At 60.8% G+C, this 13,464-nt stretch carries 14 protein-coding genes; 4 read left to right on the top strand and 10 right to left on the bottom strand.

What is annotated here, in order from left to right:
- Positions 1 to 1,071: serine hydrolase domain-containing protein (locus tag JNL55_RS24135; RefSeq protein WP_293860202.1), on the bottom strand; the 1,071-nt coding region annotated here is incomplete at its 3' end.
- A gap of 186 nt (positions 1,072 to 1,257) precedes the next feature.
- Positions 1,258 to 2,376: a DUF3187 family protein gene (locus JNL55_RS24130; protein WP_293860199.1), complete on the bottom strand. Its 1,119-nt coding sequence runs from the start codon at positions 2,374 to 2,376 to the stop codon at positions 1,258 to 1,260.
- Between the two features lie 286 nt (positions 2,377 to 2,662).
- On the opposite strand from JNL55_RS24130, the gene JNL55_RS24125 reads away from it, so the two are divergent.
- Positions 2,663 to 3,697 carry a hypothetical protein gene (locus tag JNL55_RS24125; RefSeq protein WP_293860196.1) on the top strand — a complete coding sequence of 345 codons (1,035 nt, stop codon included), beginning with the start codon at positions 2,663 to 2,665 and terminating at the stop codon, positions 3,695 to 3,697.
- Here JNL55_RS24125 and JNL55_RS24120 read toward each other — a convergent pair.
- Positions 3,694 to 3,939, bottom strand: a complete 246-nt coding sequence (locus JNL55_RS24120; RefSeq protein ID WP_293860193.1) for a DUF6356 family protein — start codon at positions 3,937 to 3,939, stop codon at positions 3,694 to 3,696. The genes JNL55_RS24125 and JNL55_RS24120 overlap by 4 nt on opposite strands.
- A gap of 123 nt (positions 3,940 to 4,062) precedes the next feature.
- On the opposite strand from JNL55_RS24120, the gene JNL55_RS24115 reads away from it, so the two are divergent.
- The gene (locus JNL55_RS24115) at positions 4,063 to 4,533 is read left to right on the top strand and encodes an Lrp/AsnC family transcriptional regulator (RefSeq protein WP_293860190.1); all 471 of its coding nucleotides are present in this window, start codon (positions 4,063 to 4,065) and stop codon (positions 4,531 to 4,533) included.
- Positions 4,534 to 4,562: 29 nt separating this feature from the next.
- On the top strand, positions 4,563 to 6,038 hold the full coding sequence (locus tag JNL55_RS24110; protein ID WP_293860187.1) for a flavin-containing monooxygenase: 1,476 nt from the start codon (positions 4,563 to 4,565) through the stop codon (positions 6,036 to 6,038).
- Here JNL55_RS24110 and paaZ read toward each other — a convergent pair.
- Genes paaZ through paaA form a run of 7 tightly spaced genes read right to left on the bottom strand, consistent with a single transcriptional unit; the run spans position 6,016 to position 12,614 of the window.
- Complete coding sequence (paaZ, locus tag JNL55_RS24105; RefSeq protein ID WP_293860184.1) at positions 6,016 to 8,046, bottom strand: phenylacetic acid degradation bifunctional protein PaaZ; 2,031 nt, start codon at positions 8,044 to 8,046, stop codon at positions 6,016 to 6,018. The genes JNL55_RS24110 and paaZ overlap by 23 nt on opposite strands.
- A gap of 10 nt (positions 8,047 to 8,056) precedes the next feature.
- The gene (gene paaG, locus JNL55_RS24100) at positions 8,057 to 8,848 is read right to left on the bottom strand and encodes a 2-(1,2-epoxy-1,2-dihydrophenyl)acetyl-CoA isomerase PaaG (RefSeq protein WP_293860181.1); all 792 of its coding nucleotides are present in this window, start codon (positions 8,846 to 8,848) and stop codon (positions 8,057 to 8,059) included.
- A gap of 1 nt (position 8,849) precedes the next feature.
- Entirely contained in the window at positions 8,850 to 9,944 is a 1,095-nt protein-coding gene (gene paaE, locus JNL55_RS24095; RefSeq protein WP_293860178.1) for a 1,2-phenylacetyl-CoA epoxidase subunit PaaE, read from the bottom strand.
- 33 nt (positions 9,945 to 9,977) lie between these two features.
- Positions 9,978 to 10,499 (bottom strand): 1,2-phenylacetyl-CoA epoxidase subunit PaaD, encoded by a 522-nt coding sequence (gene paaD, locus JNL55_RS24090; protein WP_293860175.1) that lies wholly within the window; start codon positions 10,497 to 10,499, stop codon positions 9,978 to 9,980.
- A gap of 3 nt (positions 10,500 to 10,502) precedes the next feature.
- Positions 10,503 to 11,285: a 1,2-phenylacetyl-CoA epoxidase subunit PaaC gene (paaC, locus tag JNL55_RS24085; protein ID WP_293860172.1), complete on the bottom strand. Its 783-nt coding sequence runs from the start codon at positions 11,283 to 11,285 to the stop codon at positions 10,503 to 10,505.
- Entirely contained in the window at positions 11,282 to 11,575 is a 294-nt protein-coding gene (gene paaB, locus JNL55_RS24080; protein ID WP_293860169.1) for a 1,2-phenylacetyl-CoA epoxidase subunit PaaB, read from the bottom strand. Before paaB ends, paaC begins: the two co-directional genes overlap by 4 nt.
- A gap of 40 nt (positions 11,576 to 11,615) precedes the next feature.
- A complete protein-coding gene (gene paaA / locus JNL55_RS24075; RefSeq protein WP_293860166.1) occupies positions 11,616 to 12,614 on the bottom strand; it encodes a 1,2-phenylacetyl-CoA epoxidase subunit PaaA in 999 nt (332 codons plus the stop codon).
- Positions 12,615 to 12,797: 183 nt separating this feature from the next.
- Between paaA and JNL55_RS24070 the strand changes: the two genes are divergently transcribed.
- Positions 12,798 to 13,464, top strand: a 667-nt coding sequence (locus tag JNL55_RS24070; protein WP_293860163.1) for a hypothetical protein, incomplete at its 3' end; no start/stop codon positions are given.

Below are 13,464 nucleotides of genomic sequence, written 5' to 3'. Positions count from 1 at the left end.
CAACTTCGGCTCGAAGCGGGCAGCGATACCGCGCGCGATCTCGCCGGGCTTGCCCGAGCTGGTGTTGGTCAACACGATGACCGAAATCTCGTCGTCCAGATAACGGATGAAGAAGGTGCGGAACCCCTGCCACGAGCCGCCATGTTGATACGCGCCCTTCACGCCCGGCGTTTTCTCCAGCGACCAGCCGAAGCCGTAGGGATAGGTCTTGCCGCTGTTCAAACGCACCGGTTTATAAACTTCGGCCCACGACTCGGGCTTCAGCAACTTGCGGTCGCGTAACGCAGCGTCCCACTTGGCATAGTCGAGCACGGTGAGATATAGCGAACCGTCAGCGGTCGAATTGCCGGTCGGCGCTACCCACTCCTGATTGACGGTGCGATCGCCATCGATCTCGTAGCCGGCGGAACGATTGGGAATGATGGAACGATCGTCGATGACCTGCGCGGTGGTCATGTGCAGCGGACCGAACACGCGCTTCTTCAACACCTCACCGTAAGTTTGATCGCCGGTGACTTTGTGGATCATGAAGCCCAAAGTGGCGTAGGCGGTGTTGCTGTAATTCCAGCGTTCGCCCGGCACGAAATCCAGCTTGGCCTTGTAAACGATGTCCAACAGCTCATCTTCGCTGTAGTCCTTGCGCAGCTCGAAGTCGGGGCTGTTGGCCAGGCCCGAGGTGTGCGTCAGCATGTGGCGCACGGTGATGGGCTGCCAGGTCTTGGGCGCCTTGGGCAAATAGGTGCGGATGGATTCGTCCAGTTTGATCTTGCCGTCCTCGACCAGCAGCATCACTGCCGCCGCGGTGAACTGTTTGCCGATCGAGCCGGATTGAAAAATCGTGTCCGGATGCACCGGCACGCGATGTTCGAGGTTGGCGTAGCCATAGCCCGCCGCTCGCACCAACTGACCGTGCTGCATGATGCCGACCGCGGCACCCACGACTTTCTGTCGCGCGATTTCCTGGTTCACGAAGTCGTCGATGTCGTCCGCATGACCGACTGACGCGGTCAGCAAGGTCATCGCCATCGCCACCTGACGTAGCACACTCGCCCGCCGGATCGTCGCAGCCATCGCTTCTCCTCGTGGGTGCCCAGGCACCGTCTGTCAGTAACCTAACACGAACTCAAATCTTGGTTATAAATCTGACATACTCGGACACAGCTAACAAGGGCTAACAAGGGGCGAACCGCCATAAAAACGCCGGCGTCGCGGGACGCCGGCGGCTAAAGGCAACGAAACTAGTGATTTGGCGGGGAGTTAGCGGGCCGGCAACGAGGACAGCGGCACCCAGGCAATGCCCAGCTGGAAGCCGATGTCCGGCGTGTTATTGATGTTCTGCAGGTTTTCGGTGACGGCGAAGGTGAACAGCACGTTGTTACGCCGGTGCCGCACCCCCAGACTCGCCTGATACTTGGTGCCGAGCAATTCATCGAGATCGGTCTCTCGATGCGAGTACACGCTCGGGCTGACGTAACCCTGCAGATTCACATTGGTGCGTGCCGTCAGCATGCGCTCGTAACCCACGATCAGGGTCGGAATGATTTGCGACTCCTGCTCCGACACCTGCGACGAGCCGGAGTAATACACCGCAGCGGCATCGACATAGAACGCATGGTGCTGACCTTTGCGTTGTAGCGACATTTGCACGCCGTAGTCGGTGCGCCCCGTCGACAACAGCTCGCGCCGGCCCGAGATCGGTACCTTGACCGCGACTTCGGTGGCCAGGTGCCACTTGCCCGGCAAGGTCAGGCCGGTGTAACGCAGGCCGAGGGTCGGATCGAGCAAGCCACCATCGGTGGGACGGCCGAGGCTGGTGTACTGGGTCGACTTCAAGTCGTAAATCAAATTCACCTGATTACGGGTCACCGCCGGCCGGCCGAAGGTGCTGAAGCCGAAGGTGTCGTGAAAGCCTTCGATGGTGCTGTCGAGGAAACCGCCCTGATACGACACGCCGCTGGCGATCACGTAAGCGGTCCAGATGTCCGAGATCTTGTAATGGAAGGTCACGTCGAGCAACGCGAGCTCCATGTCCAACAGATAATTCTCGCCCGGCAAATCGCGAATGGCTTGCGCATCGGCAGGCCCCAGATCGCGGCGGCCGGAAGATTCCAAACCGGTCAAGTACTGCTCCACATCGGGGCTCAGCGCCCAAGTGTTCTGATAGCCCACTTCGGTTTCGATGGCCCAGCTGCCCGGCTTGATCGAGATGGCATGCGCCGGCCGCATGTCCAGACGCAAGAAGCCGAAGGGCGTCAAATCCCGAGAGCGCAACAGACCGTAGAGTTGTCCCTGCTCCTGTTCTTTGGCCTGCGCTACCGGCATACCGCTGGCGAGACCGGCGAACATCAGCAGCGTCGCGGCTGGCAATTTTTTCACTATGGAGTCCCTGGTTGGTTCGTGTTGAGTTTGCATTAACGCACGACTTATATAGTCGGTAGTACGCCGCGCATGCGTATCAATACTTACTGATGAAAGCTTACGCAAGGCGCAGGCTTTTTTCTGCGCTGGCGCATCAGCGCAACTCGCAAAAAAATGTCGCTACGATGCGCGGAAGCCTCAATCGGTCACATTTTTCCCTCGTGCGCGTTGTACATTTCCGCCGCTCCACTACAACCCTCAATGGGTTCGGGTTCCTATTAAGCTCAAGACGATTTTGACTGCCATGACCGGGCGGCGGCTGACACTCACCACCATTGGCCTATCGATACGCGATGAAATGCGCGTCAAGTCGATGCTGCAGCTCGTTGAAGGAAAAACGGCGGCGACCTGGACCTATGTGGATGAGGCCGGCGCCGACCTGGCCATTTGCGAACCCGAATCCACGCTGGCGCAAGCCGTGTCCCGGCAAGCCACCCAACGCGGCCGGCCCCGCTGCGTCTCGTTGGTGCGTCAAGGCGCCCAGCCCATGGAAGACACGCCAGCGGTGTTTGCACCGTTACGAGTCAGCGACTTCATTTCCATGCTCGACGCGACACTCGCCGCACAAGGGGTGGACACGTCGCTCAACACTCAACAGTTGATGGCCGCCGCGCATGCCGAAGCAGCCACTCAGAACGAAGGCTTTCTGTTGGCGCATGCCCTGCGCGACATCGCAGCCAAGAATAGTCAGCACACGTTCCGTCTGGTCCGCGGCAATGTTTCTATTTATGTGCTGCCCGCTCAAGCCAGCGTGTTCGCCAGCGAAGATTTGTCGCCTGAGTTACTCACCGAGCTGGCGCAAGTCAGCACCGGTTTCGAAGTCACCGAACTGGGCAACGATGCGATGCCGGCCAGCGAGAGCGGCTTCCGTCGGCACTCGCTGCAATACGTACTCTGGAACTGCGGTTTGCTGGGCACGACGACTGATCTGTTGCCGTGGCTGCCGCGGATGGCGCGCTTCCGTTTGCAACGCTGGCCGGACTTCGGTCGCCTCGGTCACAAGACCTGGCAGGTGCGCCTCACGTCCATTCTGATCAACAACGCGTATACGCCACAGCAGATGACCAGCCTGGTGCAGCAGCCGATTGCAAACATTCGCGGCTTCTTGAATGGCTGTGAGTTATGCGGGTTACTGACTCACGAAGCGCTGGCCGATGACACCAGCGAGGCGGACGAGCCGGAAACCGCGGCTGCAGTCACACCGGCAGAGAGCAAAGCAGGCAGTCGGTGGTCTGGACTGTTGCGTTCCATTCGGAACGCCCTGCACATCGGCGACTAGGCCACCTCCACTCGCGCCTTGTCGACGCGGACTCGACGGGCGCTCATTCGCTCATACAAGCGACAGATACAGTCGCTGCCGGTTCGCACGAACAAGAACGGCAACAGCGCGTGCACCAGGCACGCCAGCCCCGCGACCACTAACTGCACCCCGAAACCAGCCGCCGTACGTAAGTGGCCGAAATAGGTTTCCCCGGCGGCAGTAGGATGCTCGGTGAACGGATTGGCGCGCAGCGTATTCATGTGTGCCAGCCTACCGAAGCCGGCCGGCGACACGATTGCGAAATCGTGGACAGGGATGCCGCCGGACGCAACAATGTTGCTCAACCCCGCCCGCTGCTACCGCTTTGAAACCCTCAGAAGCTCATGGACCGCCTGGATAGACACATTCTCGACCTGCTCCAGCATGACGGCGCGCTGACCGCGGCCGAGATTGCCGAACGGGTCGGGCTGTCCAAAGCCCCGTGTTGGCGCCGGATCCAGCGCTTGCAGGAGGCTGGGGTCATTACGCGCACCGTGGCGTTGCTGGACGCGAAGGCGGTGAATGTCGGCACCACCGTGTTCGTCACTGTCAAAACCTCGAATCACAGCGCCGCCTGGTTCGAGCAGTTCGTGCGCACCGTGCGAGACATTCCCGAGATCACCGAGATCCACCGGGTCAGTGGCGAGGTCGATTACCTGTTAAGAATCGTCGTGCCCGACATCGACGCCTACGATGTGGTTTATAAACGCTTGATCGAAGGCTGTGCATTCCTGGATGTAAGCGCCAGCTTTTCGTTGGAAACCATCAAGTACACCACTGCCCTGCCCTTGAACTACGCCGCCGTCGACGAATGACGGTGCAGGACCTCCGTATGACGACCGGGATGTCAGAACATGTCGACGTATTGGTGGTCGGTGCCGGTTTGTCCGGCATAGGCGCCGGCTATCACCTGCAACGCGACTGCCCGCAAAAGAGCTACACCATTCTGGAAGGGCGCGACTGCAGCGGCGGCACCTGGGATCTGTTCCGCTATCCAGGCATTCGCTCGGATTCGGACATGTATACGCTGGGCTATTCGTTCCGGCCGTGGCGCGAGGCCAAGGCCATCGCAGACGGGCCATCGATCCTCAAGTACGTGCGCGACGCTGCGCGCGATTACGGAATCGATCAAAAAATCCGGTTCAATCATCGGGTGAAACGCGCGTCCTGGTCGTCGAGCGAGGCGCTGTGGACGGTGGAAGCCGAGCGCCCCTCAGGCGAGGTGGCACGCTTCACTTGCAACTTTCTATTCATGTGCAGCGGCTACTACAACTACGAAGCCGGCTACACCCCGCAGTTCCCCGGCGCCGAGCGCTTCCAAGGCCGCGTCGTGCATCCTCAAAAATGGACCGACGACATCGACTACGCCGGTAAACGAGTAGTCGTCATCGGCAGCGGCGCGACTGCTGTGACATTGGTGCCCGAGCTCGCCAAGAGCGCGGCTCACGTGACCATGCTGCAACGGTCGCCGACTTACATCGTCGCTCGACCAGCCGAAGATGCCATCGCCAATTGGCTGCGCCGGCATTTCCCGGCCAAGTTCGCCTATGCCGTCACTCGCTGGAAGAACGTGCTGCTCGGCATGCTGTTCTACAACTTGTGCCGCCGCTCACCGGAGAAGATGAAACAACGCATTCTGCAGGGAGTGAAAGACGAGATCGGCAGCACCTGCGATGTGGACCGACACTTCACGCCTAGCTATAACCCGTGGGATCAGCGACTGTGCCTGGTGCCCAATGGCGATTTGTTTCAGACGCTGAAGCAAGGCAAGGCGTCGGTGGCCACCGATCACATCGAAACGTTCACGGAGCGCGGCATCAAGTTGCGCTCGGGCGCTGAATTGGAAGCCGATCTGATCGTGACTGCGACCGGCCTGAATCTGCAGGCGCTGGGCGATTTACAGTTCGTGGTGGATGGCAAGACGATCGATCCGGCGCGAGCCATGAGCTACAAAGGCATGATGCTCAGCGACGTGCCGAATCTGGCTTCGGCATTCGGTTACACCAACGCGTCGTGGACCTTGAAGTGCGATCTGACGTGCGAGTACGTCTGCCGCTTGCTCAATCACATGGATGAGCATGGCTACAAACAATGTACGCCGCGTAACGAGGATCCATCAGTCGACGCCACACCGTTCATCGACTTCACGTCGGGCTACGTCCAACGCGCCATCGACAAGTTTCCCATGCAAGGATCGAAGGCGCCGTGGCGCTTGTATCAGAACTATGCGCTGGATCTGATGAATCTGCGCTACGCCGCCGTGGACGACGGCGTAATGCGCTTCACCGCGCCCGCGGTCAGCTCACCGGCTGCTCGCTGACCATGGTCAGCACGTCGTAGCTGGCCACGACTTCGCCAGCTTGATTGGTGATCTCGGTATCCCAAGCCACTTCGCCATAGCCTTTGTCAGCGCGCAGTGACTTGGTCTTGCAGGTGAGCCGCACTTTGATGCGGTCGCCTGGCTTCACCGGCTTCACGAAGCGCAGCTTGTCGATGCCGTAATTCGCGAGCACCGGGCCGTACGGCGGATCAACAAACAATCCGGCCGCCGCTGACACCAGGAAATAGCCGTGCGCCACTCGACCGCCGAACAGCGGATTGCGAGCCGCTGCTTCTTCATCCATGTGCGCGTAAAACGTGTCGCCCGACAACGCAGCGAACTTCTCGATGTCGTCGAGAGTCACTTCGCGTTCGGCCGAGTTGAGACTGTCGCCGATCTGCAGCTCATGGAACGCTTTGCGGAACGGATGACGGCCCGGATCCTTCTGCACGGCGCCTCGCGTCCAACGACCGGTCACCGCCGCAATGGTCTGCGGGCTGCCCTGAATCGCTGTGCGCTGCATGTAATGCATCACGCCGCGAATGCCACCCATCTCTTCGCCACCGCCCGCACGCCCGGGACCGCCGTGCACGAGTGCCGGCATCGGCGAGCCGTGCCCGGTCGATTCTTTGGCGCAATCCCGATTGATGACCAGCAAGCGACCGTGCAACGGCGCGAGTCCCAGTACCAACTCAGAAGCGATGGCATCGTCATGCGAGAACACCGAGGCGACCAAACTACCCTCGCCCAGGCGCGCGAACGTAATCGCTTCCTGCGTGGATTCATACGGCACCACAGTGGCAACGGGACCGAACGCTTCGATGTGATGAAGCGCCTTGGCCTTGCGCGGGTCGCGGCAATAGAGCAACGACGGCGCGACAAAAGCGCCACGCTCACTATCGGCACCGGCCAGGTCGATGTGTTCGGATGTGATCAGCTCAGCCTCACGGCGCAGCTCAGCGATTCGTCCCAGCACTTCACGACGCTGAGACAACGCCGCGAGCGGCCCCATGCGAACGTTCTCGAGCCGCGGATCGCCGACCACGACCTTCGCTAGCGACGCCTTCAGCGCTTCCACAACTGCGTCAGCGTGCGACGCCGGCACGATGGCCTTACGAATCGCCGTGCACTTCTGCCCGGCTTTGGTCGTCATCTCGCGCGTCACTTCGCGTACGAACAGATCGAACTCGGGCTGGCCCAGCTTGGCATCCTCGCCCAGCACGCAACTATTGATCGAGTCGGTCTCGCTGATGAATCGAACCGAGTTCGCGACTACCTTGGGGTGAGTGCGCAGCTTCTGTGCCGTGCTGGCAGAACCGGTAAAGGACACGACGTCCTGGCAGTTCAAATGGTCGAACAAATCGCCCACGCTGCCGCAGATCAACTGCAATGAGCCTTCCGGCAGAATGCCCGACTCGGCAATGCGCTTGACCACCCGCTCCGTCAGATAGGCCGTCGTGGTCGCCGGCTTGACGATAGCCGGCACGCCGGCCAGCAACGTCGGCGCCAGCTTTTCCAACATGCCCCACACCGGGAAGTTGAACGCATTGATGTGCACGGCTGCGCCTTCGAGCGGCACGCAGATGTGCTGACCGACGAACGTGCCGCCTTTGGACAGGCCTTCGACGTCGCCATCGATATAGACCTTGCTGTTCGGCAACTCGCGCGAGCCCCGGCTCGCATAGGCGAACAGCGTGCCGAAGCCACCATCGATGTCGATCCAGGAATCGGTCTTGGTTGCACCGGTGGCGTACGAGAGTTGATAGAACTCGTCTTTGTACTCGCCCAGCTTCTTGGCCAACTGCTTCAGCAGCGAGGCGCGCTCATGAAACGTCAGCTTGCGGAGCGCCGAACCGCCGACCTCACGCGCATAACGCAGCGTGGCGTGGAAATCGATGCCGGAAGACGACGCAGCAGCGATCACCTGGCCTGTGGTGGCGTCGCGCAGCTGTTGCGCCTCGCCTTCACCGCTGAACCAACGGCCCTGAACGTAACTTTGTAGTTGCATGTGAATCCCCTCAGCGGCCGGTGAACTTCGGCGTGCGCTTTTCTGTGAATGCGGCGACGCCTTCGGCGTAATCCCGCGAGCGGCCCAATTCGCGTTGGAAATCGCGCTCCTGGTCCAACTGTTGTTGCAGCGAATGACTCCACGATTCATAGATCGCCTGCTTGGTTCGCGCCAGTCCACGTGTCGGCGCTGCAGCCAACTGAGTCGCGAGCTGATCGACAGTCGTCTTGAACTCAGCGTCTTCAACACAGCGCCAGATCAGGCCCCACTGCGCCGCCTGCTCAGCCGGCAACTTGTCGCCCAACAATGCAAGACCTAGAGCACGCGCGTTGCCGACGAGTCGCGGCAAAAACCAGGTGCCGCCCGAATCAGGCACCAACCCCAATTTGCTAAACGCCTGCACGAAGCTGGCCGCCTTAGTCGCGATGACCAAGTCGCATGCCAACGCGATGTTTGCTCCGGCACCAGCTGCCACGCCATTCACAGCCGCGATCACCGGCATCGGCAGATTGCGTAACGCGAGCACCAATGGCTTGTAGTAATTCTCGATGGAGTCACCGAGATCGACGCCTTGCCCGCCCGGCGCGACCGCTCGGTCACCCAGATCTTGGCCGGCACAGAAGCCGCGGCCCGCGCCGGTGAGCACCAACACTCGAGCTTCGCTGTTGCTGGCCAACGTCGAGAGCGCGTCCCGCACTTCGCCATGCATCTGCACGTTGAAGCTGTTGAGACGATCGGCGCGATTCAGCGTCAAGCGCGCCACGCCGCCGGACACTTCGAACAGAATGGTTTGGTAGCTCATGTCAGCGCTCGTCGTAAGTGATTTCGATGTCGGCGCTGGTCGGTTTGGCCTGGCAACACAACACAAAGCCCGCTTCGACTTCCCAGGGCTCCAGCGCGTAGTTGGTTTCCATTTCCACCGTGCCGCGCGTGACCTTGCATCGGCAGGTGGAGCACACACCGCCGCGACAGGAATACGGCAACTCCATGCCGACACGCTCGGCCGCATCGAGTACGGTCATGTCGTCGTCCAACATTGCGAAGGTGCGCTGGCGACCGTCCATGGTGATCGTGATCTGCGCCACCTCTTGAGCAACCGCGAGCTTGGGCTTCGCTGGCACCGCTGCTGGCGATGGCTGCGTCGTGCTGACAGGCATGTCGCTCGCGAAACGTTCGGTGTGAATGCGGCCGGTGTCGACGCCCAAGCCGAGCAACGTATCGCGCACGCCGTCGATCATGTCGCCCGGGCCGCACAGGAAGAACGCATCGGTCTCCAGCGGATCGAACACGTCCTTACTCAGCAACGTCACTTTGTCGCGATCCAGTCGGCCGTTGAACAGCTCCACGTCCTGCGGCTCGCGACTCAGGATGAAGTACAAGGACAGCCGCGTCGGATAGCGATCCTTCAGCGCCAACAACTCCTCGGCAAACATGATCGTCGAGGTGGTGCGATTGCTATAGAACAGCATGAAGCGGCTGTTTGGCTCGGCCGCCAGCAGATTCCGCACGATGCCCAGAATCGGCGTGATGCCGCTGCCGCCGGCGAATGCGCAGTAAGTACGCTCGGTACTCGGTTGCGGCTCGGCAAAGAAGCGCCCGGTCGGCGTCAGCACGTCGACGTTATCACCGGCGCGCAGCTGATTGGCCAAGTACTGCGACATGCTGCCGTTATCGTGGACTCGCACGCCGATGCGCAAGTGACTATCGTCAGCAGCGCTACAGATCGAATAGGTGCGGCGAACTTCCTGCCCGTCAATCTGCGCGCGCACGCCGACGTGCTGCCCGGGAAGAAAGCGATACGCCTGACGTAGCGACTCCGGTACTTCGAACGAAATGGACAGCGCGTCGCTGCCCTCGGGACGCACGTCGGCCACTTTGAGCGGATGAAAAGTCAGCATAGGTTTACTGGCACTATTTCAGAACTGGCACGTTCAGATGCACTTGAAATATTCGAACGGCTCCAGACAGCTGGAGCAGCGATACAGCGCCTTGCAAGGCGTCGAGGCGAACTCGCTCAGCTTGACGCTCTGGGTCGACGAGCAGCGCGGGCAAGCCACCTTGGGCTCGCGAAACAAATGTTTTGGATTGGTCACCGCGTGCGCCGGCGGCGCGATGCCATATTCCTTGAGCTTCTCGCGACCGCTGTCCGTCAACCAGTCGCTGGTCCACGGCGGCGACAGCACCGACTCGATCTTCGGCTGCTGATAACCCTCGGCCTCCAGTCGCGTCTGAATGGAGCGAGCAATCACTTCCGTCGCAGGACATCCGGTGTAGGTCGGCGACACCCCCACCGTCACGCCGCCATCGTCAGCGATGCGAACGTGCCGAACGATGCCCAGCTCGACCACGCTGATCACCGGAATTTCCGGATCCGGCACGTCGGCCAGAATGCGCCACACCTCGCGCTCGGCAGGAGCGACGAATCGGTCAGCGCTGTTGACCGCCGAACTCATGGCTTACCACTGCGCTCCAGGATAAGCCCGCTGCATGAACTGCATCTCGGCCAGCAAGTGACTCAGATGCTCGCTGTGCTGTTGACGCTTGCCATACCAGCGATAGGTCATGTCAGCGGGCTTTTTCAGCGTCGCTTCTTGCAGGACCTGCTCGACATTAGCTAACCACGGCGCACGCAGCGATGCGGGATTGGGTCCTAACCCTGCGGCCGCAGCCTCCTCGTCCACGGCACCTGGAGCGAACAGCTCCGGCGTGAACTTCCACAACGCATCCAGGCCGGCCTGCACACGCTTGTGACTTTCTTCAGTCCCGTCACCCAGACGCACCATCCAACCGGCACTGAAGCGGAAGTGATAGCGAGTTTCCTTCAACGCCTTGGCCGCGAGCTCAGCAAACTTCGGCTCGGAAGACGACTGCAAACGATCGAACAACTCCAGCTGCCAAGCATCGATCAAGAACTGACGCACCAGGGTGTGGCCGAAATCCACATTGGGCTGCTCGACCAAACACAGATTGGTGTAGTCCGACGGATCGCGCAGAAACGCCAGATCGTCTTCACTGCGCCCCTTGCCTTCAATCTCGCCGGCATACGTGAGCAGGTGACGCGCCTGGCCCATCAGGTCCAGCGCGATGTTGGCCAACGCCAGATCTTCTTCGAGCGCCGGCGCGTGACCCACCCACTCGCCCAAGCGTTGCGCCAGGATCAAGCTGGTGTCGCCCAGATGCACGGCATAGCGGAAGCGCAGATCCACCGACGCGGCCACAGTTACAGGCGCGGCGCTCATAGGTTCTTCACCTCATCCGGAATGGAATAGAACGTCGGGTGCCGATAGATCTTGTCCTTGGCCGGCTCGAACAAAGCTTCGGCGTCACCGGGATCAGACGCGGTGATATCCGAAGACCGGACAACCCAGATGCTTACGCCTTCCTGACGGCGCGTGTACAAATCACGTGCATGCTCGATGGCTTGACGCTCATCGACTGCGTGAATGCTGCCGACGTGCTTGTGCTCGAGACCCGAGCGCGCACGGATGAAGACTTCGTACAGCGGCCACTGTTTGCGTTGCTGACTCATGTTTCTACTCTTTCGGGGCTTCGATCAGGCAAACGGGGCTTCAAGCTGCCTGCGTTGCTTCGCGTGCGCGTTGCTTCTCGGCGTAGGCCAACGCCGCGTCACGAACCCAACGACCATCGTCGTGGGCACGGCGACGGGTTTCGAGACGTTCGCGGTTGCACGGGCCGTTGCCCTTGAGCACTTCCTCGAACTCTTTCCAGTCGATCGGGCCGTGAATGTAGTGCTGCGTAGCCTCGTCCCAACGCAGGTCGGGATCGGGCACCTTGAGACCGAGGTACTCGGCCTGCGGCACAGTGATATCGATGAACTTCTGGCGCAGCTCGTCGTTGGTGAAGCGCTTGATCTTCCAGCGCATGGACTGAGCCGTGTGCTTGGACGTTGCGTCGCTGGGACCGAACATCATGATCGATGGCCACCACCAGCGATCGAAGGCGTCCTGCGCCATGCGATGTTGTGCGGGTGTGCCGCGAGCCAAGGTCATCATGATTTCGAAGCCTTGGCGCTGATGGAAACTTTCTTCCTTACAGATTCGCACCATGGCGCGCGCGTACGGGCCGTAAGAGCAACGACAGATCGGAATCTGATTCATGATGGCGGCGCCATCCACCAGCCAACCGATCGCGCCCACATCGGCCCACGTCGGCGTCGGGTAATTGAAGATGCTCGAATACTTGGCGGTGCCGGCGAGCAGCTGTTCCAACAATTCGTCGCGTGAAATGCCCAGCGTCTCGGCGGCGCTGTACAGATACATGCCGTGACCGCCCTCGTCCTGCACCTTGGCGATCAACACCGCCTTACGACGCAGCGACGGCGCACGAGTGATCCAGTTGCCTTCGGGCAGCATGCCGACGATTTCGGAATGAGCATGCTGGGAGATCTGGCGAATCAGGGTCTGCCGGTAAGCGTCCGGCATCCAGTCCTTGGGCTCGATGCGCTCGTCCGCGTCCACCTTGCTTTGAAAGCGCTGTTCGAGCGCGGCGGCGTCAGTGACCTGGTGCAAACAATCGGCACCCAGGGAGTCCAAACCTTGCGTGTACATAAAGCCCCCTCATTCCAGCTCGGATAATGTGACACACAATGACGTTATCGGCAATTTTTTCTGTGTCAGATGAAAAGCAGGGACGGTTCATCCCCGGCTCCGCCGGGGAGAGTGACCTTCATCGGCGCAGTCGATGTCCGCCGTTCAACGGCACGGGCCTCGGCTGCGCTACCATTCGCGCCCATGTCCGCTAAATCGAACTCGGCTTTCGTTACCCGCACCAATGCCCTCGTCGCTCGCTTTCGGCGGCAGCGGCCTTTGCGAGGCGGTTCGTTGTTGGTGACCATTCTGGGCGACGCCATCGCGCCTCGTGGCGGCACCATTGCGCTGGCCAGCTTGATCAAGCTCGCGATGCCTTTCGGCCTCACCGAGCGGCTGGTGCGCACATCCATCGGTCGCTTGGCGAACGAGGAATGGGTGAGCTTCGAGCGCAGCGGTCGCGCGAGCTTCTACAGCCTCACTACCAACGGCCGAGCCCGCTTCGCCGAAGCGACACAAAGGATCTACGGCGCGCCTCCACTGGACTGGGACGGGCTGTGGACCATGGCCATCATCCCGCCCTCGCTCAAAAGCCGTCGCGACGACTTGCGCGACGAACTGCTTTGGCTGGGCTTCGGGCAAATCACGCCGGGCGTGTTCGCCCATTCGACCTACAAGGACTCGAGCATCAATGCCCGGCTCGATGAGTTGCAGTCTTCGGGGCAGCTCATCGTCATGCGAGGATCCATCCTGTCGCAGGCCGCGAGCGCCAATCTGGTCTCCATGGGTTGGGACTTGGACGATCTGGGTCGCCGGTATAAACGCTTCATCGACATGTTCTCGCCGGTGGCGTCGGCGTTGAATGGCGCCA

The sequence above is a fragment of the Steroidobacter sp. genome (assembly GCF_016790065.1).
Taxonomy (GTDB): Bacteria; Pseudomonadota; Gammaproteobacteria; order Steroidobacterales; family Steroidobacteraceae; genus Steroidobacter.
Note: the sequence above shows the minus strand (reverse complement) of the source record. Positions and strands in the feature narration are given on the sequence as shown.

Bases quoted from the DNA above. Each gene is read 5' to 3' on its own strand.
- JNL55_RS24125 (WP_293860196.1), top strand. From the start codon at position 2,663: ATGACCGGGCGGCGGCTGACACTCACCACCATTGGCCTATCGATACGC.
- JNL55_RS24120 (WP_293860193.1), bottom strand. From the start codon at position 3,939: ATGAATACGCTGCGCGCCAATCCGTTCACCGAGCATCCTACTGCCGCC.
- JNL55_RS24115 (WP_293860190.1), top strand. From the start codon at position 4,063: ATGGACCGCCTGGATAGACACATTCTCGACCTGCTCCAGCATGACGGC.
- JNL55_RS24110 (WP_293860187.1), top strand. From the start codon at position 4,563: ATGTCAGAACATGTCGACGTATTGGTGGTCGGTGCCGGTTTGTCCGGC.
- paaZ (WP_293860184.1), bottom strand. From the start codon at position 8,046: ATGCAACTACAAAGTTACGTTCAGGGCCGTTGGTTCAGCGGTGAAGGC.
- paaG (WP_293860181.1), bottom strand. From the start codon at position 8,848: ATGAGCTACCAAACCATTCTGTTCGAAGTGTCCGGCGGCGTGGCGCGC.
- paaE (WP_293860178.1), bottom strand. From the start codon at position 9,944: ATGCTGACTTTTCATCCGCTCAAAGTGGCCGACGTGCGTCCCGAGGGC.
- paaD (WP_293860175.1), bottom strand. From the start codon at position 10,499: ATGAGTTCGGCGGTCAACAGCGCTGACCGATTCGTCGCTCCTGCCGAG.
- paaC (WP_293860172.1), bottom strand. From the start codon at position 11,285: ATGAGCGCCGCGCCTGTAACTGTGGCCGCGTCGGTGGATCTGCGCTTC.
- paaB (WP_293860169.1), bottom strand. From the start codon at position 11,575: ATGAGTCAGCAACGCAAACAGTGGCCGCTGTACGAAGTCTTCATCCGT.
- paaA (WP_293860166.1), bottom strand. From the start codon at position 12,614: ATGTACACGCAAGGTTTGGACTCCCTGGGTGCCGATTGTTTGCACCAG.